The sequence below is a fragment of the Anaerofilum hominis genome (assembly GCF_014287275.1).
Taxonomy (GTDB): Bacteria; Bacillota; Clostridia; order Oscillospirales; family Ruminococcaceae; genus Pygmaiobacter; species Pygmaiobacter hominis.
On record NZ_JACONZ010000005.1, the window covers coordinates 198,017 to 222,566 of the forward strand.

The window sequence follows — 24,550 nt, forward strand, 5'->3', positions numbered from 1 at the left end:
CGTTTCCTCCCTTCTCCGGGGGCGCGCCTCCCGGTCAGGGCTTCATTGTACCACCGCGCAGCGCGGCCGGCAAGTAGAAAATGGACAGCCGGCGCGGGGCCCGGACAGAAGAGACGGCGGCGCAGGGCCAAGGCGCGCTTCACGGCAGGGGAGCTGCGGGGCTTGGCCTCTCCCCGCGCGGGGAAAGCCTGCGGCTCCGCCGCCCGGCGGAGCCGCAAAAAGACCGCGCACCTTTGACAGTGCGCGGCCTTTTTGATGCGGTATCTTCAAAAGCAGGGGCGGAGCGGCGGGCACTGCGGCTTTTGCCGCAATGCGCCGTCTTCCCGGGCGTCTCTGACCGGCAGCCGCTCCAGCCCGGCCGCCCCGGACCGGCCGGGGGACGGCGGTCCCCCTGCCCCGGCACGGAAAGAAAAGGAGACCTCAGCGGTTTGCCAGGCGGTAGGCGGCCAGGATCTCCTCCCTGCCCATCACCCGGAAGCTGCCGATGGTGCGCGCGCCGTGATAGGTGACGCAGTCCGCCATCTCGCAGAGCGTGGCCTCGTCCTGTACCCCGACGCCCAGCTCGGAAAAGCAGGTGGGCATGCCCAGCTCGCGGAAATAGTCCACGGTGGCCCGGATGGCGGCCCGCGCCGCGGCCAGGTCGTCCTCTTCCCGCAGGCCCCAGACCTCCCGTCCCAGACGGGCAAAGCGGGCGGGACCGGCCTGCAGGCAGGTCTCGGCCCAGGCGCCCCACACTGTGGACAGCGACGCGCCGTGGGCCACGTCAAAACGGGAGGACAGCTCGTGCCCCAGCTGATGCGGGGCAAAATCCTGTTTGCCGCCCAGGCCGGTCAGCCCGTTGTGGGACACGCTGCCGCACCACATCAGCTCGCTCATGGCGTGATAATCGGTCTTGTCGGCCGCCGCGCGCCGTCCGTTTTGGATCACAGTGCGCAGCAGGGCCTCGGCGATGCCGTCGGTCAGGTCGTTGTCCCAGACCGGGTTGAAATAGCGATCCAGCGTGTGCATCATGATATCCACCACGCCGCAGGCGACCTGATATGCAGGTAAAGTCATGGTCAGCTCCGGATCCATAATGGCGAAAGCGGGCCGGTTCAGGTCGTGGCCAAGGCCCCGCTTCTGGCCGTTCTCCTCGTTGGTCAGCACCGCGGAGTTGCTGGTCTCGCTGCCCGCCGCCGAGATGGTGAGCACCACCCCCACCGGCATGCTGCGCGTCAGCGGCGCGTTTCCGCACCAGAAATCCCAGATGTCGGTGTCGGGGTTGGCCGCGCCGTGGGCAATGCCCTTGGCGGTGTCGATGGCGCTGCCGCCGCCCACCGCCAGGATGAGATCCGCCCTCATCTCCAGCGCGCGCCGCACGCCCTCCCTGGCGTGGGAAAGACGGGGGTTGGGCTTTGCGCCGCGAAAGACCTCATAGGCAAGGCCCGCCTCTTTCAGCCCCTGCTCTATGCGGGCCAGCAGGCCGCTGCGCTCCACGCTGCCGCCGCCGGTGACCACCAGCACCCGGCTGCCGCCGAATTTGCGGATCTCCTTTGCGGTATCCGCCTCCGCCCCCCGGCCGAAAAGGATCTCGGTGGGCACATAGTAAGTAAAGTCACGCATACAGTTTCCCTCCTGTGGTCGGTGATGGAGCGGCGCCGGGGCCGCCGGGAGAGGCCCGGACCGCCCAGCCGTTCCGCGGTGTTCGCGGGGTCAAAAAGACAGGGTCTTGAGCAGCCTCTGGCGCTCGTCCCAAAGGCGCTGGGAGAGGTCCACATAGTAGCGGTGCGGATATTCGAACCGCTTGACCTCGTCCCAGAGGGTGGCCACCTGGCCCGCGCAGAAGGTGCGGATCTCCTCCAAGGAAGGGGAGGTGTAGACCTTTTTGCCCTGCTCATAGATGGGGATGAGGATGTTTTTTGCCGTGCAGTTGGTGATGGTCTTTACCTTCCAGGTCTCCAGCGGGTCGAAGATGGTGATGCCGTCCGCGGTGTCCACCGGCTCGTCGAAGATGGTGATGTAGTCGGCCATGGCGTTGCCCGTCTCGTTGTCGTAGATGCGCCAGACCGCTTTGCGGTGGGGCGTGGTGAGCTTTTCGACGGATTCGCTCACCTTGATCTTGGGCATGTAAACGCCCCCCTCTTTGACCGCCGCCAGCTTGTACACGCCGCCGAAGACCGGGTCGCTTTTGCTGGTGATGAGGTTTTCGCCGATGCCGAAGCTGCTCACCTTTGCGTCCTGCAGGATCAGGTCCCGCACGATGTACTCGTCCAGGGAATTGCTGGCCACGATGCCCGCGTCCGGGTAGCCGGCCTCGTCCAGCAGGCGGCGGGTGCGCTTGGACAGATAGGCGATATCTCCCGAGTCGATGCGCACGCCCGCGGGCCGGATGCCCAGGGGCCCCAGCACTTCGTCAAAGACCCGGATGGCGTTGGGCACGCCGCTTTTGATGACATTGTAGGTGTCGACCAGCAGCGTGCACCCGTGGGGATAAAGCTGGGCATATTTTTTGAAAGCCTCGTATTCCGAGGGGAACATCTGCACCCAGGAGTGGGCCATGGTGCCCGAGGCGGGGATGCCGAAGTCCCGCGCCGCCATCACGCAGCTGGTGCTGGCCACGCCGCCGATGTAGGCCGCCCGCGCGCCCAGAACGGCCGCGTCATAGCTCTGGGCCCGCCGCGCGCCGAACTCTGCCACCGGCCGCCCTGCCGCGGCCCGCACGATGCGGTTGGCCTTGGTGGCGATCAGGCTTTGGTGGTTCATGTTGACCAGCAGCATGGTCTCCAGCAGCTGGGCCTGGATGGCGGGGCCCTCCACAGTGACGATGGGTTCGCCGGGAAAAATGGGCGTGCCCTCCGGGATGGCCCAGACGCTGCAGGCAAAGCGAAAGCTGCGCAGATAGTCCAGGAACGGCTCGCCGAAGCAGCCGCAGCTGCGCAGATAGCTGATATCCTCTTCGGTAAAGCTGAGGTTGTCCAGCGACTCGATCAGCTGGGCCAGCCCGGCGCAGATGGCAAAGCCCCCGCCGTCCGGCACCCGGCGGAAAAACATGTCGAAGACGCAGGTCTTGTCCTCATAGCCCTCCTCAAAATAGCCGGCGGCCATGGTGATCTCGTAAAAATCAGTGAGCATCGTGAGGTTGCGCGGGTGTTTGACGTCCATCTTTAAAACTCCCTTTCTCCCGGTCGCCGGGCAGGCTGTCAGAAAATAAAAATCCGTTTGCATCGGCGGACCTGTGCCGGCGATGGAAGCGTCATGGAAAGGCCGCGGCAGAACATACGCGGCGTGCGCGGGATCAGAGCTTTCTCGACCGGCGGCGGTCCACTTTTCCCATTTTTTTGTTCTTGTGGGTCACCCAGAGGATATAGCCCACATAGACGGCCACGGTGATCAGGATCAGCACCAGCAGGACCTTGAAATACAGGGAGGAGAAGAACTCGCCGATTTTGGCGATCACATACAGGGCGGTGTTGCGCTCCAGGCTCTGGCTGGCGATCAGATCCACGGTGCCGATCTCCTCCCCGGCCAAAGACAGAGTGACGCTGCCCACCACGTCCCCCGCCTCGATGGGGGCGGTCACCGTCTCGGGCAGATGGAACTCTTTGTTGATGGTGGTCTCGTCGCTCTCAATGGGCAGCAGGGTCATCAGGTCGCTGGCAGGGCGCAGCTTGAGGGTGTCCTGCTCAGAGCAGTATTTTACCTTGATCTCGGTGATGTCCTGCATGGTGTCCAGGGCCGGGCGCACCGACAGGCTGTCAAAGACCCAGTCGTAGATCTGGGCCGTCACCGAAAAGGCCAGCCCGTAACCATATTGGTCCCTTTCATAGGGGGTGCCCATCACCACCAGCATATAGGTCTGGCCGTCCTTTTTGGCGGTGGTGATCAGGTTGTAGCCCGCCTCGGGGGTGGAGCCGGTCTTGATGCCCTGGATATAGCTGCGGTAGACCTCGGTGCCCTGGCGCATCATGAAGTTGGTGTTAAAGATCTTATAGGAGCCGTTGTGTTTGTTGCTTGCCGGCATGGCATAGGTCAGGGTGGTGGCCACGTCCATGAACAGCGCGCCCTTGTCGTAGCAGGCCTTGGCGATCAGGTACATGTCCCGCGCCGAAGAGTAGTGGTTCTGGTCCATGCCGTACAGGCCGTGGGCGCAGGTGAAATTGGTGTTGGTGCAGCCCAGCTCCCGGGCACGGTTGTTCATCAGATAAAAAAAGTTGGACAGGTTGCCGCCGCCCAGATAGTCGGCCACCGTGCTGGCGGCCTCGTTGGCGCTGGGCAGCATCATGGCGTAGAGCAGGTCCCTGGCGGACACCTCCTCATAGGGGCGGATGTCGGCGGTGGAACTGGGCACCCCGAACAGCTCGTCGAAAATGTAGCCCGGCGCGGTGATGCGGGTGCCGTCCAGGTCAGGGACGTTTTCCAGCAGCAGCAGGGTGGTCATCAGCTTGGTGAGGCTGGCGGGGGGGCGCTTTTTGTCGGCGTTTTTCTCGTATACCACGATGCCGGTGTCCAGATTTACCAGATACACGGCGTCGGCGTTGGGCTCAAAGGGCGGGGCAAAGGTGACAGCCCCGGCAGGGGCCGCCAGCAGGGTGACCGAGAAGAGCAGCACAGCCAAAAGGCTGCAGCAAAATTTTTTCATGAACGGATACCTCGCAGGAGATGGAGTGATGGAAAGGGACGGGCGGTTTGTGTTATAATGATCGCACGGCGTAGACCGGGCAGAGGCCCGGACGCCTGAGCGATCATTGAAACCGTCAAAACCGCAGAGGGGCCGCGGTTTTGTGGTGGCCGCCTGCGGCGGGATGGTTATAACGATCGCACGGCGCAGGCCGGGCCAGGATCGGACGCAGAGGCCCGGACGCCGGGACGGTCGTCAACGTCTGCGGCACATACGGCCGTGACGGCCGCACAGGGGCGGTTTGCCGGGGCGCGGAACAGGGCCGCGTCCGATGCCCCGGCGCGGACATGCTTCCCCCCACAGGGGGATCATAATATAATAGTATAGCATTATTTTGTGGAAATAAAAAGTATCTGCCGGCAGCGCAGAGGGGGGACCGGCTGTCTGGATGCGGCGGAGATGAAAAAAGGAGGGAAATGGGATTGATCTATGTGACGGCGGACCTGCACGGGGACGCGGACCGGCTGAAAGAGGCGGCGGTCAAACGGCTCAAGCGGCAGGATACCCTGATCGTGCTGGGCGATTTCGGTTTTCTGTGGCGGGGAGACAAAGAGGAGCAAAAGCTGCTCAAATGGCTGGGCAAAAGGCCTTATACCCTGCTTTTCCTCGACGGCGCGCATGAAAATTACGATCTGCTGCGGGATTACCCCGCAGAGCCCTACGCGGGCGGGCGCGCCCGCCATATCAGCGGCAGGCTGTACCACCTGCTGCGGGGCGAGGTGTACACGATCGAAAACAAAAAGCTGCTCTGCTTTGGCGGCGGGGAGAGCGAGGACCGGCTGGACCGGGAGGAGGGCGAGACCTGGTGGCGCAGCGAGCTTCCCGCCGCCGACGAGCTGGACAACTGCCGGGAAAAGCTCGGGGAGAACGGCGGCAGGGTGGACTATATCCTCACCCACACCCCGCCCTACCGCCTGCGGCGCTTTTTGCTGGGCGAGGCGGCCGAGACCAACCGTCTCGAGACCTTCCTTGACGAGGTGGCGGACCAGATGGAATATCGGTGCTGGTATTTCGGCCGCTATCATCTGGACCGGGCCGTCAGCTCCAGGGCGGTGGCGGTCTACCGCAAGGTGCTGCCGCTTTGGGCCGAGCCCCAAAAGAAGCTCTTCCGCAGGGACGGCCGGCAGCCATAGCCCGCGCCGGGCCGCCCGCTCCCGGCGGGCGGGCTCTTCCGGGCAGGCTGCCGCTCCTGCGCCCGCGCTGGCCCGGCAGCGGCCCTTTCGGCCGGGCCAAGGCGGGAGGAAAACGCTTCGCCTGCGGCCCCGGCTCCGGCGTCCGCAGACGGGCAGGCTGCCTGACCGCGCTGGCCCTGTGCTTTTTGGGGCCTTGATATCATGACAAAAAGGGGAGAGAAGAACGGCGCGCCGTTCTTCTCTCCCCCCTGTATTTCACTCGCCCAGATAGGCCCTGCGCACCTGGTCGTCCTCCAGCAGGGCGCGCGCTTCGCCCTGCATGACGATGCGGCCGGTCTCCAGCACATAGGCCCGGTCCGCGGCCGACAGCGCCATCTGGGCGTTCTGCTCCACCAGCAGAATGGTGGTGCCCGCCCGGTGCAGCTCCCGGATGATGTCGAAGATCTGCTCCACCAGCAGCGGGGCCAGCCCCATGCTGGGTTCGTCCAGCATCATCAGCGCGGGCTTTGCCATCAGCGCCCGCCCCATGGCCAGCATCTGCTGTTCGCCGCCGGACAGGGTGCCCGCCACCTGCCGCCGCCGCTCCGCTAGGCGGGGAAAGCGGCGGTAGACGTCCTCCAGCGAGTCGGCGATCTCCCCCGCCGGGCGGGTGTAACCGCCCATTTCCAGGTTCTCCTCCACCGTCATCTTCAAAAACACCCTGCGACCCTCCGGCACCTGGGCCAGGCCCAGCGCCAGGACCTTGTGCGGGGGCAGGCTGCCGATGGGGCGGCCCTCAAAGGTGACCGACCCGGTTTTGGAGCGCAGCAGGCCCGAGATGGTGTTCAAGATCGTGCTTTTGCCCGCGCCGTTGGCGCCGATCAGGGTGACGATCTCCCCCTTTTCCACGTTGAAGGTGATGTCCTTCACGGCGTGGATGCTGCCATAATACACATTGATGTTTTCCACGTTCAGCATCCGGCGGCGCCCCCTTTCTTGCCCAGATACGCCTCGATGACCACGGGGTCGGTGCGGATCTCCTGCGGCGTGCCCTTGGCGATGATCTGGCCGTAGTTCAGCACCGCGATTCCCTCGCAGATGCCCATGACCAGGTTCATGTCGTGCTCGATCAGGATGACCGCGATCTGGAAAGTGTCCCTGATCTTGCGGATATTCTCCATCAGTTCCGCGGTCTCGGAGGGGTTCATGCCGGCCGCGGGCTCATCCAGCAGCAGCACCTTGGGGCCGGAGGCCAGCGCCCGCACGATCTCCAGCCGCCGCTGGGCACCGTAGGGCAGGCCGCCCGCCGGCACGTCGGCCAGGTCCTGCATGCCGAAGATGGACAGCAGCTCCAGCGCCCTGCTGCGGGCGGCGCGCTCCTGCTTCCAGAAAGAGGGCAGCCGCAGCACCGACGCGCCCAGGCGGTAGGTCATGGCGTTGTGCATGCCGATGAGCACGTTGTCCAGCACCGGCAGGGCCTTGAACAGCCGGATATTCTGAAAGGTGCGGGCGATCCCCATCCGGTTGACCTCATAGGTCTTTTTGCCCCGGGTGTCCACCCCGTTGACCAAAATGTGCCCGCGGGTGGGCTGGTAAACGTTGGTCAGCAGGTTGAAGATGGTGGTCTTGCCCGCCCCGTTGGGGCCGATCAGGCCGCCGATCTCGGTGCGGCCGATGATGAAGTTGAAATCGTCCACGGCGGTCAGGCCGCCGAAATCAATGCCCAGATGCCGCACCTCCAAAACCGGCGGCGCGCCGGCGTCCCGCTCGGGGATGACGCCGCCGGGCACCTCAACAAGCTTCGTGCTCTCTTTACTCATCTGCGCCGCCCTCCTTTTTCCGCCGTTTTTCTTTGGGGTTCATCAGCTTTTCCAGGATGCGGGACAGCGAAAAGTCATACTGCCCCAGCAGGCCGGTGGGCTTGAAGATCATCACCAGCACCAGCACCAGCGAATAGACCACCATGCGGTAGTCGGAAAAGGCGCGCAGCGCCTCGGGCAGGGCGGTGAGCACGGTGGCCGAAAGGACCGAGCCCAGCATCGAGCCCATGCCGCCCAGCACCACCATGACCAGGATCTCGATGGACTTCATGAACCCGAACGTGGTGGGCTGCAGGCTGCCCAGATAGCCCGCGTACAGGCAGCCGGCCACCCCCGCGAAAAAGGCCGACAGGGTGAAAGCCATCACCTTATAATAGGTGGTGCGGATGCCGCAGCTCTCGGCCGCGATCTCGTTTTCGCGGATGGAGAGGACCGCCCGGCCGTGGCGGGACTTCATGATCATATGGATGACCAGACAGGTGAGCACCGCCATCAGCGCCACATTGAAAAAGCTGGTGATCTTGGGGATGCGCTTGAGGCCCGAAGCGCCGTAGGTGAACTTGAAGCCCAGCACCTCGTCGATGTTGGTCAGCACCACCCGGATGATCTCGCCGAAGCCCAGCGTGATGATGGCCAGATAGTCGCCCCGCAGCCGCAGGGCGGGGATGCCGATGAGCACCCCGAAGATGCCGGCGACGATCCCGGACAGCAGCAGCGCCGCCCCCACGCAGAGCGCGTACTGGACGCCGGAGGCCTGGTCCGCCCTCACGGCCTTGAGAAAGATGCCTCCGGTGTAGGCGCCCACGGCCATAAAGCCGGCGTGCCCCAGCGGCAGCTGCCCCAGATAACCGGTGGCCACGTTCAGGGACACTGCCAGAATGACGTTGATGCCGATCAGCATCAGCACCTTGATAAAATAGCCGGACACCGCGCCGCTGCCCACAAAAGCGCTGCCGCCGAACAGGAACAAAGCGATCAGGGCGGCGTTGATCAGGTAGCGGGCGGGCATGGAGATGGTCCTGCGGTTCAATTTTGTCTGCATTCCGCGCGCCTCCTTATACTTTTTCTTTTATGGGCTTGCCCAGCAGGCCGCTGGGGCGCACCAGCAATACCACGATCAGGATGGCAAAGACGACGCCATCTTTCCACACCGAGAGGCCCACGGCCGAGACCAGGGCCTCTGCCAGGCCGATGACAAGGCCGCCCAGCATTGCGCCCGGCAGCGAGCCGATGCCCCCCAGCACCGCCGCCACAAAGGCTTTCAGCCCCAGCATGCTGCCCATGGTGGGCGAGGCCTGCGCATATGAGGACAGGTACAGCACCGAGGCCACGGCCGCCAGGGCCGAGCCCAGCGCAAAGGTGAAAGAGATGGTGGTGTTCAGGTTGATGCCCATCAGCTGGGCCGCGCCCATGTCCTCGCTCACCGCCCGCATCGCCTTGCCCAGGCGGGTCTTTTGCACCAGCAGGGTCAGGCCGATCATGATGGCCACCGTCACCGCCAGGGTGACCATGGCCGAAAAGCTGACCGTGGCGCCGCCCAGCCGGAGCGAGGGGCCGGACAAAAACTCGGGCACCACCTTTGCCCCCGCGCCGAAGATCAGCTGAAAGCCGTTTTCCAGCAAAAACGAGATGCCGATGGCGGTGATCAGCAGCGACAGCCGCGGCGAAGAGCGCAGCGGGGCATAGGCGACCTTTTCGATCGTCACGCCCAGCAGGGTGCTGACCGCGACGGCCAGCAGGATGGAGACGACGGGGTGAAGGCCGAAGTTGGCGGTCGCCATCCATACGACGTAAGCGCCCACCATAATGATATCGCCGTGAGCAAAGTTGAGCAGCATGATGATGCCGTAGACCATGCTGTACCCCAATGCGACCAGTGCGTAGATCGAGCCGGACTGCAGGCCATTGATGGCCTGGCTGAACAATGTGGACAGGAACGCCATATTCTGCGCCTCTCTTTCTGCGCCGCGCACCCGGGCGGCGCTGATGGGTAAAACGGGCCGTGCGGGCGGCCCGCTGCCGGAGATAACAAGAAACTATGCGGTGAGAGAGGCCTCCCTCCCCGCATAGTTCTTGCAAGGTCGTGATTCCGCTGACGAGGTCCGCCTCAGAACATCTCGGTAAAGACCTCTTCGCCGTTTTGCAGCTGCATCATGGCGGCGGACTTGATGGGGTTGTTGAACTCGTCGAACTTGTAGCTGCCGGTGACGCCCTCAACGCCGTCGGTGGCTTTCAGCGCGTCGATGACGGCGGCTTTGTACTCGTCGCTGCCGGCCTCCAGGCCCTGGTCCTCCGCCGCACCCAGCGCGGCGAGCATCAGCTTGGCCGCGTCGTAGCCCAGCGGGGCGAACATGTTGGGGACCTTTTCGCCGTAGGCGGCCTCATACGCCGACTCAAACGTTTCGTCGCCGGCATAGGCGGAACAGTAGACCGTGCCCTCCAGATCCTCGGCGGAGGCGTAGGGGCCGACGCCGCTCCAGCCGTCGCCGCCCAGGAAGGTCCCCTCGTACCCGGCCTGACGCGCCTGGGTGACGATCTTGCCGTCGTCCTCATAGTAGTTCGGTGAAAAGACCACGTCGGGAGCGGATTTGGCGATGTTGGTCATCTGGGCCTTGAAGTCCACGTCGCCGGTGGAGTAGGCCTCCTCGTTGGTGACCGTGACGCCCAGCTCCTGGCACTTTTCCACAAAGGCGTTTTTCAGACCCTCCGAGTAGTCGTTGCCGGTCTCAAAAATGACCGCCGCGGTCTTGACGCCCATCTTTTCAAAGGCGTATTCGGCCATCTTCTCGCCCTGGAACGGGTCGATGAAGCAGGCGCGGAAGACGTTCTCGCGGATGCCGGAGCTCTCGTCCTCCGGGTCCAGCAGGGTGACGCCGGGCGCGGTGGCGGAAGCGGTGATCTGCGGCATACCGACCGCGTAGCTCTCGTCGGCCACGGCGATGGTGGTGCCGGTCAGCACCGAGCCGATCACAGCCGTGACGCCGTCGTCCAGCAGGCGGTTGAAAGCGGTGACCGCCTCGGTGGCCTCGCCCTTGTCGTCGTAGGCGACGACTTCGATCTGTTTGCCGTTCACGCCGCCCGCGGCGTTGACCTCGTTGATATAGAGCATGGCGCCGTTTTTGACGGCATTGCCGTAGTTGGCGTTCGCGTCGGAGGTGTTGGCCAGCAGACCGACTTTAATGGAACCGCCTTCCCCCGTAGATGCCGCCGCGGACGAACCGGTCGCGGCGCTGCTGCCGCCGGCGGCCGAACTGCCCGAGCCGGAACCGCCGCAGGCTGCCAGCGAAAGGGCCATGCATACCGCCAGTGCAGTGCAGACAAACTTTTTCATACCTCATACCTCCTGTTTTGTTTCTCCCTCCGCCTGGCCGCCCTCCTCTTCTCCTCTGGTCCCGACGGCCCGCTGCGGAAGTGATTGCTGCCCATTATAGCCCAGGTCACAAAGGGGCGCAATACGGGGATCCTACAACATTTTGCTGAAAACGGCGGCTTTGGTTTGGCGTTTTTGATCAAAACGAAAGCAAATTTTAAAAAAATACACGTTATTCTGACACACTTTTGTAACAAATCAGAAGAAAAAGAGAACACGCGCCGCGGCGGGGCGTGCCCCAAAGAGAGAGGGGCCGGTGAGGCCGAAGCGGCGGGGGCACGGCGCAAAAGGCGGGAGCACCGCCGCGCTGCGCCGCTTTGGCCGCGGTATAAGGACGGCACTGCCGGCAGATCCCCCGGCCTTTGCGGATGCGGCTGGTTTGGGGACCGCCAGCCCGCGGTCGGGGCGCCGCGCAAGCCCCGGAGGGCGCAAAAAGGACCGGCGGCCCCACCGCATGGGGGCCGCCGGTCCTTTTTGCAGTTTTTTGTGGTTTAAATAAAAAACTGAAAAACTTCAGGTAAAAAGCCGGCTCAAAAAACTCCACACTGCCGGCACCAGCAGGGCGGGCAGCAGATTGGCGGTTTTGATCTTCGCCTCCCGGCTGATGAAATTGATGCCGATGCAGGCGACCATCGCATAGCCCACCATGCAGATCTGGTCCAGCAGCGCGCCCTGCAGATAGGGCTCCAGCAGGCCCGCCAGCAGCGTGAGACCGCCCTCGTAGAGCAAGATGGGGATGGCACAGAAGCAGACCCCCACCCCCAGCGTGGCCCCAAAGACCACGGCACCGATGGCGTCCAGCATGCTTTTGACATAGAGGATGCTGGGGTCGTGGTAAAGCCCGTCGTTGAGCGCGCCCACAATGGTCATCGCCCCCACGCAGAAGATCAGGGTGCCGTTGACGAAAGACGCGGCGAAGCCGGCGGCGCCCACCTTCTGCTCGATCCGACGGCCGAAGCTGTTCAGGCGGTCGTCGATGCGCAGCAGCTCTCCCGCCAGCATCCCCACCACCAGGCTGACGATGAGCAGCAGCTCGCCCGAGGAGGAGAGCCGCCCCTCCGCCGAGACGGTGAACATGGAGGAGACGATGCCGTTGAACCCCAGCACCAGCACTGCCACCCCCAGCGCCTTGTGGATGGATTCTTCCAGAGCGGGCTTCATCCCCTTTTTGAAAAGCAGACCCAGCAGGCCGCCCGCCACCACGGCGGCGGCGTTGACGATGGTACCGAGCAACATGATCATTTCCCCTTGCTTTGATTAAAATAGGAACTGAGAAAAAAGAGCGAAGAGCGCTGTTTGGCGCGGCGGACAGCGGCTTTGAGGACCGCGGGCGGATAGAAGAAGAAAAACGCGGCGCACGGCAAAGCCGGATCCGAATAAGGAAACATGACCGCAAAGGGGGCAATTGGGGCGCATTGCGGGGCCGGCCATCAGCGCAGCCCACGCTGATGGAAAGCGGCCGGCCCGGCAAGCCCGGCTTTGCCCGGCTTTGCAAGACAGGACAAAGCGCTTTTGAAACCACCTTGCCAGCCATACAGGATGCCTGCGGTGGTTTGCCTTGCACTGCGCCAAAACCGTATGGCTCGACTCTTGTTTCCTTGTCCGGGTCCGGCTAAAGCATGAGGGCCCGCCCGGGGCGCAAGCCGCGCGCAGACGGGTCCGCGGCGGGCGTGTTTCCCGCGTCACCTGCGTTTTCCCGCGCCGTTCGGGTTTCCTGCGCCGGGCGTGTTTCCCACGCGGGCTGCGTTTCTCGTGCGGGGCGCGTTTCTCGCGTCACCTGTGTTTTCCCATGCCAGCCGGGTTTTCCATGTCGACCGATTTTTTCGCGCGCCTGTATTTCCCCTGCCGGCGGCGTTTCCCGCACTGGACATGTTTTCCGCGCCGTCTGCGTTTCCCAGGTCGGCCGGTTTCCCGCGCCCCCGCGTTTCCCGCGCCTGCCGCCGGTCCCGGCCCGCTCAGTTGACCGCCGTGCCCCCCGCCTCGCGGAACAGGCTGTCCACCTCGCGGCGCAGGGCGGCATGGCCGGGGGCGTTCAGCGCCGGGTCTGCCGCCAGTAGCGCTTCCGCCTCTGCGGCTGCCGTCTCGATCATGCGCGCGTCGGACGCCGCGTCCGCCACCCGCAGGGTGGGCAGGCCGTGCTGGCGGCGGCCGAAAAAGTCGCCCGGGCCCCGGTGCTCCAGATCATACTGGGCCACCGCAAAGCCGTCCGAGGTGCGGCAGAGAAAGGCGAGCCGCTCTTTCACCTGCGGGCTGTCGTGATCGCTGACCAGGATGCAGAAGCTCTCAGCGGCCCCCCGGCCCACCCGGCCGCGCAGCTGGTGCAGGGCCGACAGGCCGTACCGCTCGGCGTTTTCGATCACCATGACGCTGGCGTTGGGCACGTCCACCCCCACCTCCACCACCGTGGTGGAGCAGAGCGCATCCAGCTCGCCCTGTGCGAACTGCCGCATGACCTCGGCCTTTTCCGCAGCTTTCAGCCGCCCGTGCAGCAGCCCGATGCGCCGCCCGGGCAGCAGCTTTGCTGCCACCTCTTCCCGGTAGGCGGTCACGGCCTGCATCTCGGCAGCGGCCGGGCTGGCGTCGTCGCCCTGCTCGATGAGCGGGCAGACGATAAAGACCTGACGCCCCGCGGCGATCTGTTTTTCCAGGAAGCCGTACATCCGCGCCCGCAGCGCGGTGCCCACGGCAAGGGTGCGCACCGGCGTGCGGCCGGGCGGGAGCTCGTCAAGAATGGACACGTCCAGCTCACCGAAGAGCAGCAGGCTCAGCGTGCGGGGGATGGGGGTGGCGCTCATGACCAGCAGATGCGGGTCCTCGGCTTTTTCCGCCAGCAGGCCGCGCTGGCGCACCCCGAAGCGGTGCTGTTCGTCCACCACCGCAAACCCCAGCCGGGCAAAGGATACGTCCTTGCCCAGCACCGCGTGGGTGCCCACCACCACCTCCGCCTCGCCGGCGGCCACGGCAGCCAGCAGCGCCCTGCGCGCTTTGCCTTTCACCGAGCCGGTGAGCAGCGCCACCCTCAGCCCCAGGGGGCGCAGCATCTGCTCCAGGGTGGAGGCGTGCTGGGCGGCAAGGATCTCGGTGGGGGCCATCAGCACGCTCTGATAACCGTTTGCGGCCGCCATCGCCATGCCCGCCGCGGCCACCAGCGTCTTGCCGCTGCCCACGTCGCCCTGCAAAAGGCGGTTCATGGGCGCCTGGCCGCCAAAATCGCGGCAGAGCTCTGCCACCGCCCGCCGCTGGGCGCCGGTGGGGGCAAAGGGCAGCGAGGCGTAAAAGTCCTCCGGGTCGCAGCGGGACATCGGCGCGCCGCTGGCGCGCCGGTTGCGGCTGCGCAGCAGCTTCATGCCCAGTTCCAGGCAGAACAGCTCCTCAAAGGCAAAGCGGCGCCGGGCCCCGTCCGCCTCGGCCCGGCTGGCCGGAAAGTGGATGCCCTGCAGCGCGTCTGCCAGTTCCGGCAGCCGGTAGCGGGCGCGCAGCGCCTCCGGCAGCGGGTCAGCCAGCGCCCCGGGCGTACCGGCCAGGCCGGACAGGGCGGTTTTGACCAGTTTGGAGAGATAGGCCGAGGTGACGCCCCCGGTCAGATGATAGACCGCGGTGAGCGGCGTGCCGCTGTCGGCGGGGATGAAAACCGGGCTCACCATCTCGCGGCGCCCCAGGCCGCCGCCGACCCTGCCGTAGAACAGGTAATCCTTTTCCGGCTCCAGCTTGTCCGCCGCATAGGGGCTGTTAAAAAAGGTGATCAGCAGCCCCGCGGTATCGTCGCCCGCGTTTACCCGGTAAAGGGTGCGCCCGCCGCGCACCCGCACCGGGGCCTGCTTGCCCCAGACGGTGGCCCGCACCACGCAGGGGAGCTCGTAGGGGGCGCTGGCCAACGGGTAGGGCAGCGAATAATCGATGTAGTCGCGGGGATAAAACCGCAGCAGGTCTCCCACGGTAAAAAGGCCCAGCCGGGCCAGCTGTCCGGCCCGCTTTTCACCGACCCCTTTCAGGTATTGGATGCTGTCTGAAAGCAGCGTCACGGGTCAGCCCCCTTTCAAAGCAGAGTAAAAACGGCGCAGAGTAAAAGCAGCGGAAAGGAACACGCGGGCAGGCCGCGGGCCCGCGCATCGGCCCCCACCGGGCGGCCGCTGTCCGCGCAGTCAGCCGCGGTCCCTTTTTTTCTCCTCGCCGCGCAGCTCTCTCTGGTAATTGTACAGCGTGGCCTGCGAGATATGCAGCAGTTCGCAGACCTGGGGCACCGCGTCCCGCATATCAAAGACCCCTTTTTCTTCCAGCCGCGCCAGCACGGCGAGGCGCCCCTCCCGGGTGCTGATGGAGAACGGCTTTGCCCGCTCTATCTCCTGAAGAAGGATCGAGCGCGCCAGCTGGCGCAGGGTGGCCCCCTCCCCGTCCGGCGCCGGGGCGGCCGGGGCAGCCGTGCCGGACAGCTCGTCCAGCAGCAGGCGCGCCTGCTGAAAGGGGGCGACGTCCTGATTGACGCAGACGGCATAGCGCAGCCTGCCCGCCCCATCCCGCAGGAAAAGATTGGACGAGCGCAGCGGCCGGGAGGCCTTCCCGGAGGAGCGGTACCCGATCAGGCAGCCGTTTTCGTCTGCGTCTTCCGCCAGAAGCCGGATGCTGTCCCCGTCGTCGGTGGGGCCGGGCGCCCGCCCGGTGAGCTCCCCGTTTTCAATGAAAAGGATCTCCGACCGCGCAAGGTCGTGGACCACCACCTCGGCGTGGGGGCCCAGTACCCCGGCAAGCAGCGCCGCCACGCCGCGCAGCGCCTCCGGCAAGCCGCATTCTTCCCCGTGCATCGTCCCCTCCCCTTTCGTTTCTCTTCCGCGTGTCGGCCGCGGAGCGCAGAGAGATTTATAAAAAAATTATAAGAAAATATAAAAATATTATAACACGACGGAACAAAATGTAAAGGCTGACGACAAAACTTCTTCTGATTCGTCCTATAAAAAGAGGAGGTGAGGGGAGAATGGAGAGCCGCGGATTTGCCCGGGGGCTGTGCTGGCAGAAGCTGTTCTGGGTGCTGGTGGCGGGCAGTGTGTTCGGCGTGGCGTGGGAGCACTGCGTCAACCTGCTGATGCACGGCCGCTTTTACGGCGGGCGCGGTCTGGTCTGGGGGCCGTTCAACCTGGTGTACGGCTGCGGCGCGGTGCTGCTCACCCTGCTGCTCTGGCCGCTGCGGGACGGGCAGGCCCACAAGCTGCTGCTGGCCGGGATGCTGGCGGGCAGCGCTTACGAGGTGGGCTGCAGCCTGCTGCAGGAGACGGTTTTCGGCGCGGTGAGCTGGAATTATGACCGCGAGCTGCTGCCGCTGCTGGGCGGGCGCACCACCCTGCCGGTGGCGTTCGCCTGGGGGCTGCTGGCCGTGTTTTACATGAAAGCGGTCTACCCGCGCCTCTCCCGGCTGATCGAGCGCATCCCCCCGCGCCTGGGCAGGGCCCTCACGCTGGCGCTGCTGGTCTTTCTGGCGGTGGACGCTCTGGTCTCTCTGCTGGCGGTGGGGCGGATGGCGGCGCGCCGGGCAGCCCTGCCCGCCCAGGGCGGGCTGGACCTGCTGATGGATCTCTGCTTTCCCGACCACGCGCTGAAAGAGATCTTCCCCGGCATGAAATTTATCTGACGGCCGCAGGCGGCCCGGGGGCAAAGCGCGGGAAAACGGCAATGCGGGCCCCGGCTTTGCGGGCGGCGCAGGGACTGCACAAACGAGCGCCGCGCCTGCAGGCCCCGCCGAAAATGCGGAAAACGCCGCCCTCTGCGCCGCCCGCGCGCCGCGCGGGCTTCTGCACACGATCCGGATATAAAAAAGGACCGGCCGCGGCGGCCGGTCCCCTGGGACGAAAAGCGGAGTTTATTCCACGCTGATGATATAGTAATAGACCGGCTGGCCGCCCACCAGATGGGTGACCTCCACGCTGCCGGGCACCTTGTCGCGCAGCTGGGCGGTCAGGCGCTGGGCGTCCTCCTCGGCCACGTCGCAGCCGGAGATGACGGTGACGAAGCTGGAGTCCTTTTTCAGCAGGCTGCGGGTCAGCTTGGAGGCCGCGTGGGCCACGTCCTTGTCGGTGAAAGACAGCTTGCCGTTTTCCAGCGCCAGGATCTCGCCCTGCTTGATCTTGTGCCCCTCGTAGTCGCTGTTGCGGGCCGCAAAGGTGACCAGGCCGGTGGCCACGCGGTCGGCGGCCTGCATCATGGCGATGGCGTTGTCCTCGCCGGAGAGGGACTCGTCAAAATTGAGCATGGCGGTGATGCCCTGGGGGATGGTGCGGGTGGGCAGCACGATGATCTGCCGGTCAGCCAGCCGCACCGCCTGCTCGGCGGCCATGATGATGTTTTTGTTGTTGGGCAGCACAAAGACGGTTTTGGCGGGCACGCTCTGCACGGCCTCCAGGATGTCCTCGGTGCTGGGGTTCATGGTCTGACCGCCCGAGACCACCGCGTTCACGCCGATGTCGGTGAAGATGTCCCGCAGGCCGTCGCCTGCGGCCACGGCCACAAAGCCGAAGCGTACCTCGGGGTCCACCGCCGAGTACTGGAATTTCTGTTTGACGGGGTTTTTCTCCGCCTCCGCCTGTTTTTCCAGCCCCTTGCCCTGGGCCTGCCGCGCCAGGAACTGTTCGTGCATGTTCTCGATCTTGAAGTTGGTCAGATAGCCGAAGTTCAGCGCGTAGCTGACGATCCGGCCGGGGTCGGTGGTGTGCACGTGGCAGTTGATGACCTCGTCGTCCTCGATGACGACCACGCTGTCGCCGTTGCTCTCCAAAAAAGCACGCAGCTTTTCGCAGCTGGCGCCCTGCTTTTTGTTGACCAGAAACTGGGTGCAGTAGCCGTTGGTGATGTCCTCCACCCGCATCAGGTCGTCGGCGAACACGCCGCGTCCCGCCGCGCTGGTGGAGGGCTTCTGCACCTGCCCGGCCTCCTGCGCGTCCACGATGATGCCGTCTTTCAGCACGCTGAGCATCCCCTCAAGAATGGTGACGAAGCCCGCGCCGCCCGCGTCGACGACGCCGGCCTTTTTCAGCACCGGCAGCTGCTCGGGCGTATGCGCCAGCGCGTCCCGGGCGGCGGCGAGGATGATCTCGAACATCTCCACCGGGTCTTCAGTCGCGGCGGCGGCGGCGGCCTCGGCGCCCATGCGGGCCACGGTCAGCATGGTGCCCTCGGTGGGCTTCATCACCGCCTTGTAGGCGGCGGCCACGCCGGTCTCAAACGCCTTGGCGATGTCCGCGGCACCGGCCTCTTTTTTGCCCACCAAAGCCTTTGAAAAGCCGCGGAAGAGCAGGGACGAGATGACGCCGCTGTTGCCGCGCGCGCCGCGCAGCATGCTGGCTGCGGCGACCTTGCTGGCCTCCTCCACCGTGCAGCCGTCGGCAAGCCCCTGCAGGTCGCGTTTTGCCGCGCCGATGGTCATGCTCATGTTGGTGCCGGTGTCGCCGTCCGGCACCGGGAAGACGTTGAGCTCGTCGATCTGGCTGCGCTGGTTGGCGATGCTGTTGGCGCCGCTGATCATGCTGTCCCTTAAAACAGAACCTTTAATCATCTTGCGTATACTCCCCTAATCTGTCTAATTTCCGTCAGGAGACGATATCGTCTACCGAGACATTGATCTTTTTTACCTGCAGGCCGGTGGCGTCCTCCACCACGTATTTGACCTTGTGGGTGATGCTCTTGACGATGGCCGAGATGTTGAGGCCGTAGGTCACCTTGATGTGCAGCTCAATGACGAGCTTGCCCCCGTCCTCGGTCACCCGCACCCCCTTGTCGGGGTGGTCGGAGCCGAAGATCATGCCTTTGACCGTGTCCGAAGCGCCGCTGGTGGCCATGTCGGCCACGCCGTAGCAGCTGCTCGCCGCGGCGGAGACCAGGCCCGCGAAGTAGTCGCCGGTCATGCTGACCTTGCCGAAGGTGTTGTAAAAGTTGATCATGCTGTTCACTCCTTTTGGGTGGGGCTGTCGATGGTGAGACGCTCAAATTGGTAAAAGATATCGCTGACTGTGGGCGAAAGGCCCGAAAAGTCCTTGCTGTAGGTGGCGACGCCGTTTTTATACACCAGCGGCACAAAGGGCATCTCCGCCGCAAAGGCGGCCTCAAAAGCCGCCAGGCCCGCGGCGTCGGCTTTCATCGCGTCATAAGCCGCCAGCAGCGCCTCGGACGCAGAAACGCCGGTATGGGCGTCCCCGCCGTCGGCAAAAAAGACGTCCATATCCATGTTATTATACAACTTTACCTCCCCGATGTACAGAGGCGCCTGTCCCGAGGCGATCTTGTCGTGATAACTGGCAAAGTCGCCGTCCTCCTGCACTGTGACCTGGATGCCGCATTCCTCCAGCTGCTCGGCCACCAGCGTGGCGGCATACCGCTTGAACGAGCTGCCCGAATAGCACAGCAGCGTAAAGGCGAGCCGCTGGCCCCCGGCGTCCTGATAATAGCCGCTGGCGGCGTCCATGGTATAGCCCAGAGACTCGATCAGCGCCCTGGCGGCGTCCAGATCGGCCTCTTCGGCCAGCGTGGCGGCCCCGGCTTCACCGGGGAAACGCGGGTTGATCACACCCGTCGCCACATAGGCGCGGGAATAATAGGCCTTGTCGGCGATCTGGCGGCGGGAGACGGCCAGATCGATGGCCTGCCGCAGCGCGGGCTGGGCCAGCGGGGAGGCCTCCCCCATGGCCTGGATCCCGAGAAAGACCAGATTGTTCAGGTTGAAGTAAGCGGTGTTGCAGATGATGCTGCCCGCCAGATCGGACTCCTGCTCGGACGAAAAAAGGCTGATCGCGCCGATGTTGAGGCCGGAGACCAGCGCGTCGTAGCCGCTCAGCTCCACCAGGCGGATGGTGGGCACGGCGGTCTGGCCGGCAAAATCCGGGTTGGCGGTGAGGATCGCCCCCCGGTCGTCCTGCCCCACCGAGTAGCGCCCGCTGGAGGTGGGAGACGAGGCCCCGGTCTCCCCGGCCTTGAGCACCGGGATATCCAGCAGGTAGGCGAACAGGCTGTCCGGCCGAGCCAGGGTCACGGTCACCGTGTCGCCGCTGTAGCGCACTGCGCCCATATTGGCAAAGCGCGCCCCAAAAACGGGGCTCTGGCGCGCCGCCTCCAGGCTGGCCGCGGCGTCGGCCCCGGTGATCGCCGCGCCGTCGGCAAAGCTGCCGCCCACCGTGATGGTCACCTCGGTCCCGCTGGAGATCACCGAGCGGGCGACGCGGTAGTCCAGCGCGAAGTCGTTGGTGATGTCCACAAAACTGTCGAACAGCAGCCTTGAGTTCTGCACCGTGATATTGCTTTTGGACAGATAGGGGTTGAACCCGTCGGCGCTGGAATAGGGCAGGATAAACTCGCCGGCATCCTCCCCCGCGACCTGCGCCGCCGGCACGCCGCCGCCGGCGGCGGAGCTGTCCGGCGCATCGCCGCAGCCGGAGAACAGCGCGGCGGCAACGGCGAAGCTGAGCAGGGCGGCAATGGTCCGCCGCGGAACAAAGTGAAACATAAAAGACCTCCCTGCCCGGCGCGGAAAAAAGGCCGGGCGGATGATGGCAGGGTGCAAAGGGCCCGCCCGCAGGCGGGCAGGCGCCGGTTTGACCTGAACATTATACCGCTTTTGCGGGTCAAAGAAAAGGGAAAGTTCAGGCCGGCGCCCTTTAGCCGGATCCGAATAAGGAAACATGACCGCAAAGACGGCGATCGGGGCATTGCGGGGCCGGCCCTCAGCGCCGCCCAGGCTGATGGAAAGCGGCCAGCCCGGCAAAGCCGGGCTTTGCAAGACAGGACAAAGCGCTTTTGAAACCACCTTGCCAGCCATACCGGGACGCCTGCGCTGCGCCAAGATCAGATGGCTCGACTCTTGTTTCCTTAGCCGGGTCCGGCTTTTGTGCGGGCCGCGCTTGCCCGCGGGAAAGCGGCGCTCAGCCGGCCGGCGTCTGCAGCGCGTTCAGCGCGGCGCGCAGATCTTTTTCCACCAGGGGACGGGTGCTGTCCGGGTAGGCGGAGGTGTCGGCGCAGAGCAGCGCCTGCCGGATGCGCGGGGCCAGGTCCGGCCTGGCCTGCGCCACCTGCGGCAGGGCGGCGAGAAACTGCCGGGCCACCGTGGGCTTTTTGTCGGTCAGGTGGGCCAGCAGGCGCTCAAGATCTCGGTCCAGCCTGTTTTCGGTGTCCCAGCGGGCGTTCGCCGCCAGAAGCAGCAGGCCGCGGGCGCGCAGATAGGCGCTTTCTTCCTCCGTCAGGGCGATCAGCGCGTCCCAGTGCGGATAGACTGCCGCGGTGCGGCCGCTCTCGGCGAGAAGCTGTTTCAGGCAGGCATAGCCCTCTGCGGCGTTCCGGTCCCGCAGGCCCTCCAGCAGCCGGGCAAGCTCCGGCTGCGTCACCGGGGTCATCGCGCGTCCTCGCATTCCCGCACGGCCTCCGCCGACAGGCAGCGGCCGCTGGTGTCGTCGCAGGTGAACAGCACCGCGTCCAGGCGGCAGGGGCCGTCGGCCACCTCAAAGCGCACCGGCCGGTGGGTGCGCTGCTTTTGGACCGCCAGCTCCGGCCGCACCCCGATGACCGAGCGCACCGGCCCGGTCATGCCCACGTCGGTGATAAAGCCGGTGCCGCCGGGCAGCACGCCGGCGTCCGCGGTGGGCACATGGGTGTGGGTGCCGAACACCGCGCTCACCCGCCCGTCCAGATACCAGGCCAGGGCCTGCTTTTCGGCCGTGGACTCCGCGTGGATGTCCACCACTTTGAACCGGGCCGTGTCCCCCTCCAGCAGGCGGTCGGCCGTGTCGAAAGGGTTGTCCACCGGCTCGAGAAAGGCCACCCCCGCAAGGTCGATCACCGTCAGCGCGCAGCGGCCCAGGTCCAGCGTCACGCTGCCTGCCCGGGGGGACAGATGCGGCAGGTTTGCCGGGCAGAGCAGCGCCTCGGTCTCCTCATACAGGGATTCTTCCGCCCGCCGCAGCGCATGGTTGCCGGCGGTGATCACGTCCGCCCCATGGGCGAAGATGTCCTCGGCGATGCTGCGGGTGAGGCCCACCCCGCCGGGATGGGCATTTTCGCCGTTGACGATGCAGATATCGGCCCCCAGCCGCCGTTTGAGACCCGGCAGCCGGCGGCAGAGGAAGTCCAGCCCGGGCGTCCCCACCACGTCGCCCACACAAAGGATTTTCATACGCGCCTCCGTTTGCCGCCCCAGGGAAAAAGAGTTCTGAAAGGCGGCCATGATTTTAGGTTTCAGCGATCAAAAAGCTTTCCGGCACCGTGCGCGGGACCGTGCGGCGCACAGAACTGTGCGCGGCGGGGCCGGCGTTTTTTTGCTGCCCGCCGCCTGCAGCGGGCGGCTTTTCAGCCGGGAAGCTCTTCCTGCGGCCCGCGGCGGCCGAAAAAGACCTGCCGCGGCGGCGCCCGGAGGTTTTCCGCTGTGCCGCAAACAAAAAGGCGGAGGCTCACCGGGGGCCGGGGACAGGCCCCGGCCGCCTGCCGCCGCGCCGCGGGCGGAGAGAAACGTGGGGCAGCCGCAGCAGAACAGCGCCCGCTGTTTGTTTTCACCCCAATCATAACAGAAGCGGGGCAAAAAATGAAGCCCGGCGGCAGGACCTTTTGCCGCCGATGTGATTTGGAACAAAGGGCGGCCCCTGCAAAGCAGCGGGCGGCGCGATCCCGGCGGACGCCTTTGGAGGATCGTTTGCAGGCGCTGTCCCCGGAGCCCCGCGCCGCGGCGCAGCCCCCGCTTGCCGCTGCGTCGCTGCAGAGCGCCGGCCCGGTGAAAGATCAAATACGGAAAAACGTCAAAGCCAAAATCAAAGCGTCGAGGCGGCGCGCGCAGAGCGCTGGTCCGATGAGAAATCGGACGCAGGAGAATGACAAAGCAAAAGTGCGCCCTGACGCTGCGGAGCGCCGGCCCCGGGCCCGCGGGGAGGAACGCTCCTTTTCCCCCGGAAAAGCTTCCGGCGTGCCGCCCAACAAAAAAGCAGCCGCAGCGGCTGCTTTTTTGTTGGTTTCAAGGCCTGGACCCCCAAAGGCGCCAGGGCTGTTTTTGACGGTCCTGCGGCGGGCGCGGCGGCTGTTGACCGGCACCGCCCGCCCCGCGTGCGCACAAAACGGTCCTGCGGCCGTTTTTCAGCCTGCCTCCCCTTTTTTGCGCCCCAGGGTGATGTTGTCCTTTTTGCGGCTGCGCAGCGCCGGGATGGGGTTGGGGCTCTCTTCAAAGCGGTAGTCCTGCCCCAGCTCGGCGATGGCGTCGCGGATGACCCGGTGGCTGGGCACCTCGCGGGAATTGGGGTTCACCGTGTCCTGATAGCGGAAGAACGGCGCGTCGTCCGGCAGGGTGTCGAGCTCGACGAAATCCTCGCGCCGCGCGGTCTGGGTCACCGTCTGTGCCAGCACCCTGCGCACATACTCCTTTTGTTCGCTGAAGTTCAGCAGCTCGGGGAAAGCGCCGTCCGGGATGACCTGCTGCCAGCTCTTTTTTTCGTATTTTTGCAGCAGCTTTGCAGCCGCGTGCAGCTGGGCGACCTCTTTTTCGAAGTTCATCTCCCACAGTTTTTTGACGCGCCGGTCGGTCTCGTCCTCAAAGCAGGAGTAGTAGAGATAGCACTCGATATATTCGTGCATCAGCAGGCTTTCCAGCCAGGTGCAGCTGGGGTCGATCAGCGCGCCGTACTGGGTGACGTGCTGTTCCTCGATCATGCCGATCTCCTGATACAGCTTGCGGCCGCGGTCGCTGCCGTAAAACGCGCCCAGGTTCATATAATAGTTCATGGTCTGCTGCTCGGCGGCGGTGATAATGCTCACGTCCAGCTTGGTGATGGGGGCCGCCGTCTTGAAATCGCAGTACCGGCGCACGCTGTCATAGGGATGGCGGTGCTCTGAAATGGTCGGGCGGCCGGGCATGATCTCGGTATAGCGGCCCACCAGCCGCTCGGCGTGCACGCCCTGCTCCATCTCCAGCAGATCGGCATAGCGGTAAAGGTGGTCAAAGTCCTCCAGCAGGGCCAGGTCCATCGTTTTGACCACATAGGGATCCGGGTCGCGCTGGGCGAGGATGGCGGTCAGGTCCACCGCCAGCTGTTCATAGGCGATGGTGGTCTCCAGCTGGGTCTCGTCGATGGGCTTCAGGCAGGCCAGCTGCTTTTGCTGCTGCTGTTCCACCCGGCGGCTCAGGGCCAGCTCGCGCCGCAGGTCGTTGTCGGTGCAGTGGCGGTGGAACTGGTGGCTGAACCAGTTCGCCTCAAATTCGGTGCCGGTCATCAGGATGATGCGCACCTTGGTATAAGGGTCGGCCTCGTTTTTGTCATAGGGCTGGGGATAAAGGGTCTTCCAGTCCATCAGACCGTCTTCCACCGTCGTCGGTTTCAGTTCAAATGGATCCATCTGTCTGTTCCTCCTTTTTTAAAGGTCGTCCGCGTCCTGCACCGGCGTCTCGTCCGGGTCCTGCGGGCGGCCGGTGTAGCTGCCGCTGGGGTCGGTGCGGCTGGGCGGCATGCTGAGGATGCTCTCCAGCGTGTCCTGCCCGGGGGCCGGGTCCGGGAAGCGCCGTTCTCCTTTGCCCTCCATCCTTTCACCTCCCCTGCGCTGCTCTGATGTATATATTTTTCTCTGGGCGGTGAGAATATATACTGAAGAG

General features: G+C 65.0%; 20 protein-coding genes. 2 read left to right on the forward strand and 18 right to left on the reverse strand.

Annotated elements, in window-relative coordinates:
* Positions 1-420 precede the first annotated feature (420 nt).
* The 3 genes from H8S23_RS13035 to H8S23_RS13045 all read right to left on the reverse strand — a co-directional run bounded on the left by H8S23_RS13035 (position 421) and on the right by H8S23_RS13045 (position 4,618).
* Complete coding sequence (locus H8S23_RS13035; protein WP_186888794.1) at positions 421-1,602, reverse strand: iron-containing alcohol dehydrogenase; 1,182 nt, start codon at positions 1,600-1,602, stop codon at positions 421-423.
* A gap of 90 nt (positions 1,603-1,692) precedes the next feature.
* The gene (locus H8S23_RS13040; protein WP_243166018.1) at positions 1,693-3,141 is read right to left on the reverse strand and encodes a nicotinate phosphoribosyltransferase; all 1,449 of its coding nucleotides are present in this window, start codon (positions 3,139-3,141) and stop codon (positions 1,693-1,695) included.
* A gap of 133 nt (positions 3,142-3,274) precedes the next feature.
* Positions 3,275-4,618, reverse strand: a complete 1,344-nt coding sequence (locus H8S23_RS13045; RefSeq protein WP_186888795.1) for a D-alanyl-D-alanine carboxypeptidase family protein — start codon at positions 4,616-4,618, stop codon at positions 3,275-3,277.
* Between the two features lie 455 nt (positions 4,619-5,073).
* Here H8S23_RS13045 and H8S23_RS13050 point away from each other — a divergent pair, with 455 nt between their 5' ends.
* Positions 5,074-5,790, forward strand: a complete 717-nt coding sequence (locus H8S23_RS13050) for a metallophosphoesterase family protein (RefSeq protein ID WP_243166019.1) — start codon at positions 5,074-5,076, stop codon at positions 5,788-5,790.
* A 255-nt stretch (positions 5,791-6,045) separates the two neighbouring features.
* Here the strand turns inward: H8S23_RS13050 and H8S23_RS13055 are convergent, their stop codons facing one another.
* The 8 genes from H8S23_RS13055 to H8S23_RS13090 form a co-directional block, all read right to left on the reverse strand.
* Complete coding sequence (locus tag H8S23_RS13055; protein ID WP_186888796.1) at positions 6,046-6,747, reverse strand: ABC transporter ATP-binding protein; 702 nt, start codon at positions 6,745-6,747, stop codon at positions 6,046-6,048.
* A complete protein-coding gene (locus H8S23_RS13060) occupies positions 6,741-7,589 on the reverse strand; it encodes an ABC transporter ATP-binding protein (protein WP_186888797.1) in 849 nt (282 codons plus the stop codon). Before H8S23_RS13060 ends, H8S23_RS13055 begins: the two co-directional genes overlap by 7 nt.
* Positions 7,582-8,631, reverse strand: a complete 1,050-nt coding sequence (locus H8S23_RS13065; protein WP_186888798.1) for a branched-chain amino acid ABC transporter permease — start codon at positions 8,629-8,631, stop codon at positions 7,582-7,584. Before H8S23_RS13065 ends, H8S23_RS13060 begins: the two co-directional genes overlap by 8 nt.
* 13 nt (positions 8,632-8,644) lie before the next feature.
* Positions 8,645-9,523, reverse strand: a complete 879-nt coding sequence (locus tag H8S23_RS13070) for a branched-chain amino acid ABC transporter permease (protein WP_479771606.1) — start codon at positions 9,521-9,523, stop codon at positions 8,645-8,647.
* A gap of 173 nt (positions 9,524-9,696) precedes the next feature.
* Positions 9,697-10,920, reverse strand: a complete 1,224-nt coding sequence (locus H8S23_RS13075; RefSeq protein WP_186888800.1) for an ABC transporter substrate-binding protein — start codon at positions 10,918-10,920, stop codon at positions 9,697-9,699.
* Between the two features lie 552 nt (positions 10,921-11,472).
* Positions 11,473-12,195, reverse strand: a complete 723-nt coding sequence (locus H8S23_RS13080; RefSeq protein ID WP_243166020.1) for a DUF554 domain-containing protein — start codon at positions 12,193-12,195, stop codon at positions 11,473-11,475.
* Between the two features lie 719 nt (positions 12,196-12,914).
* On the reverse strand, positions 12,915-14,981 hold the full coding sequence (recG, locus tag H8S23_RS13085; RefSeq protein ID WP_186888801.1) for an ATP-dependent DNA helicase RecG: 2,067 nt from the start codon (positions 14,979-14,981) through the stop codon (positions 12,915-12,917).
* A 120-nt stretch (positions 14,982-15,101) separates the two neighbouring features.
* Entirely contained in the window at positions 15,102-15,758 is a 657-nt protein-coding gene (locus tag H8S23_RS13090; protein WP_186888802.1) for a helix-turn-helix transcriptional regulator, read from the reverse strand.
* Positions 15,759-15,928: 170 nt separating this feature from the next.
* Here H8S23_RS13090 and H8S23_RS13095 point away from each other — a divergent pair, with 170 nt between their 5' ends.
* Positions 15,929-16,579, forward strand: a complete 651-nt coding sequence (locus H8S23_RS13095; RefSeq protein WP_186888803.1) for a putative ABC transporter permease — start codon at positions 15,929-15,931, stop codon at positions 16,577-16,579.
* A gap of 228 nt (positions 16,580-16,807) precedes the next feature.
* On the opposite strand, the gene H8S23_RS13100 is transcribed toward H8S23_RS13095, so the two are convergent.
* From H8S23_RS13100 to H8S23_RS13130, 7 genes are all read right to left on the reverse strand, one after another.
* The gene (locus tag H8S23_RS13100; RefSeq protein ID WP_186888804.1) at positions 16,808-18,496 is read right to left on the reverse strand and encodes a DAK2 domain-containing protein; all 1,689 of its coding nucleotides are present in this window, start codon (positions 18,494-18,496) and stop codon (positions 16,808-16,810) included.
* A 34-nt stretch (positions 18,497-18,530) separates the two neighbouring features.
* The gene (locus H8S23_RS13105; RefSeq protein WP_186888805.1) at positions 18,531-18,881 is read right to left on the reverse strand and encodes an Asp23/Gls24 family envelope stress response protein; all 351 of its coding nucleotides are present in this window, start codon (positions 18,879-18,881) and stop codon (positions 18,531-18,533) included.
* A gap of 5 nt (positions 18,882-18,886) precedes the next feature.
* Positions 18,887-20,437, reverse strand: coding sequence for an ABC transporter substrate-binding protein (locus H8S23_RS13110; protein WP_186888806.1), 1,551 nt, complete (start codon positions 20,435-20,437; stop codon positions 18,887-18,889).
* A 415-nt stretch (positions 20,438-20,852) separates the two neighbouring features.
* Positions 20,853-21,335 carry a SufBD protein gene (locus tag H8S23_RS13115; RefSeq protein ID WP_186888807.1) on the reverse strand — a complete coding sequence of 161 codons (483 nt, stop codon included), beginning with the start codon at positions 21,333-21,335 and terminating at the stop codon, positions 20,853-20,855.
* Positions 21,317-22,096 carry a TIGR00282 family metallophosphoesterase gene (locus tag H8S23_RS13120; protein WP_186888808.1) on the reverse strand — a complete coding sequence of 260 codons (780 nt, stop codon included), beginning with the start codon at positions 22,094-22,096 and terminating at the stop codon, positions 21,317-21,319. The genes H8S23_RS13115 and H8S23_RS13120 overlap by 19 nt, the downstream gene beginning before the upstream one ends.
* Positions 22,097-23,043: 947 nt before the next feature.
* Entirely contained in the window at positions 23,044-24,297 is a 1,254-nt protein-coding gene (locus H8S23_RS13125) for a hypothetical protein (protein ID WP_186888809.1), read from the reverse strand.
* 18 nt (positions 24,298-24,315) lie between these two features.
* Entirely contained in the window at positions 24,316-24,480 is a 165-nt protein-coding gene (locus tag H8S23_RS13130) for a hypothetical protein (protein ID WP_186888810.1), read from the reverse strand.
* Positions 24,481-24,550: the final 70 nt, after the last annotated feature.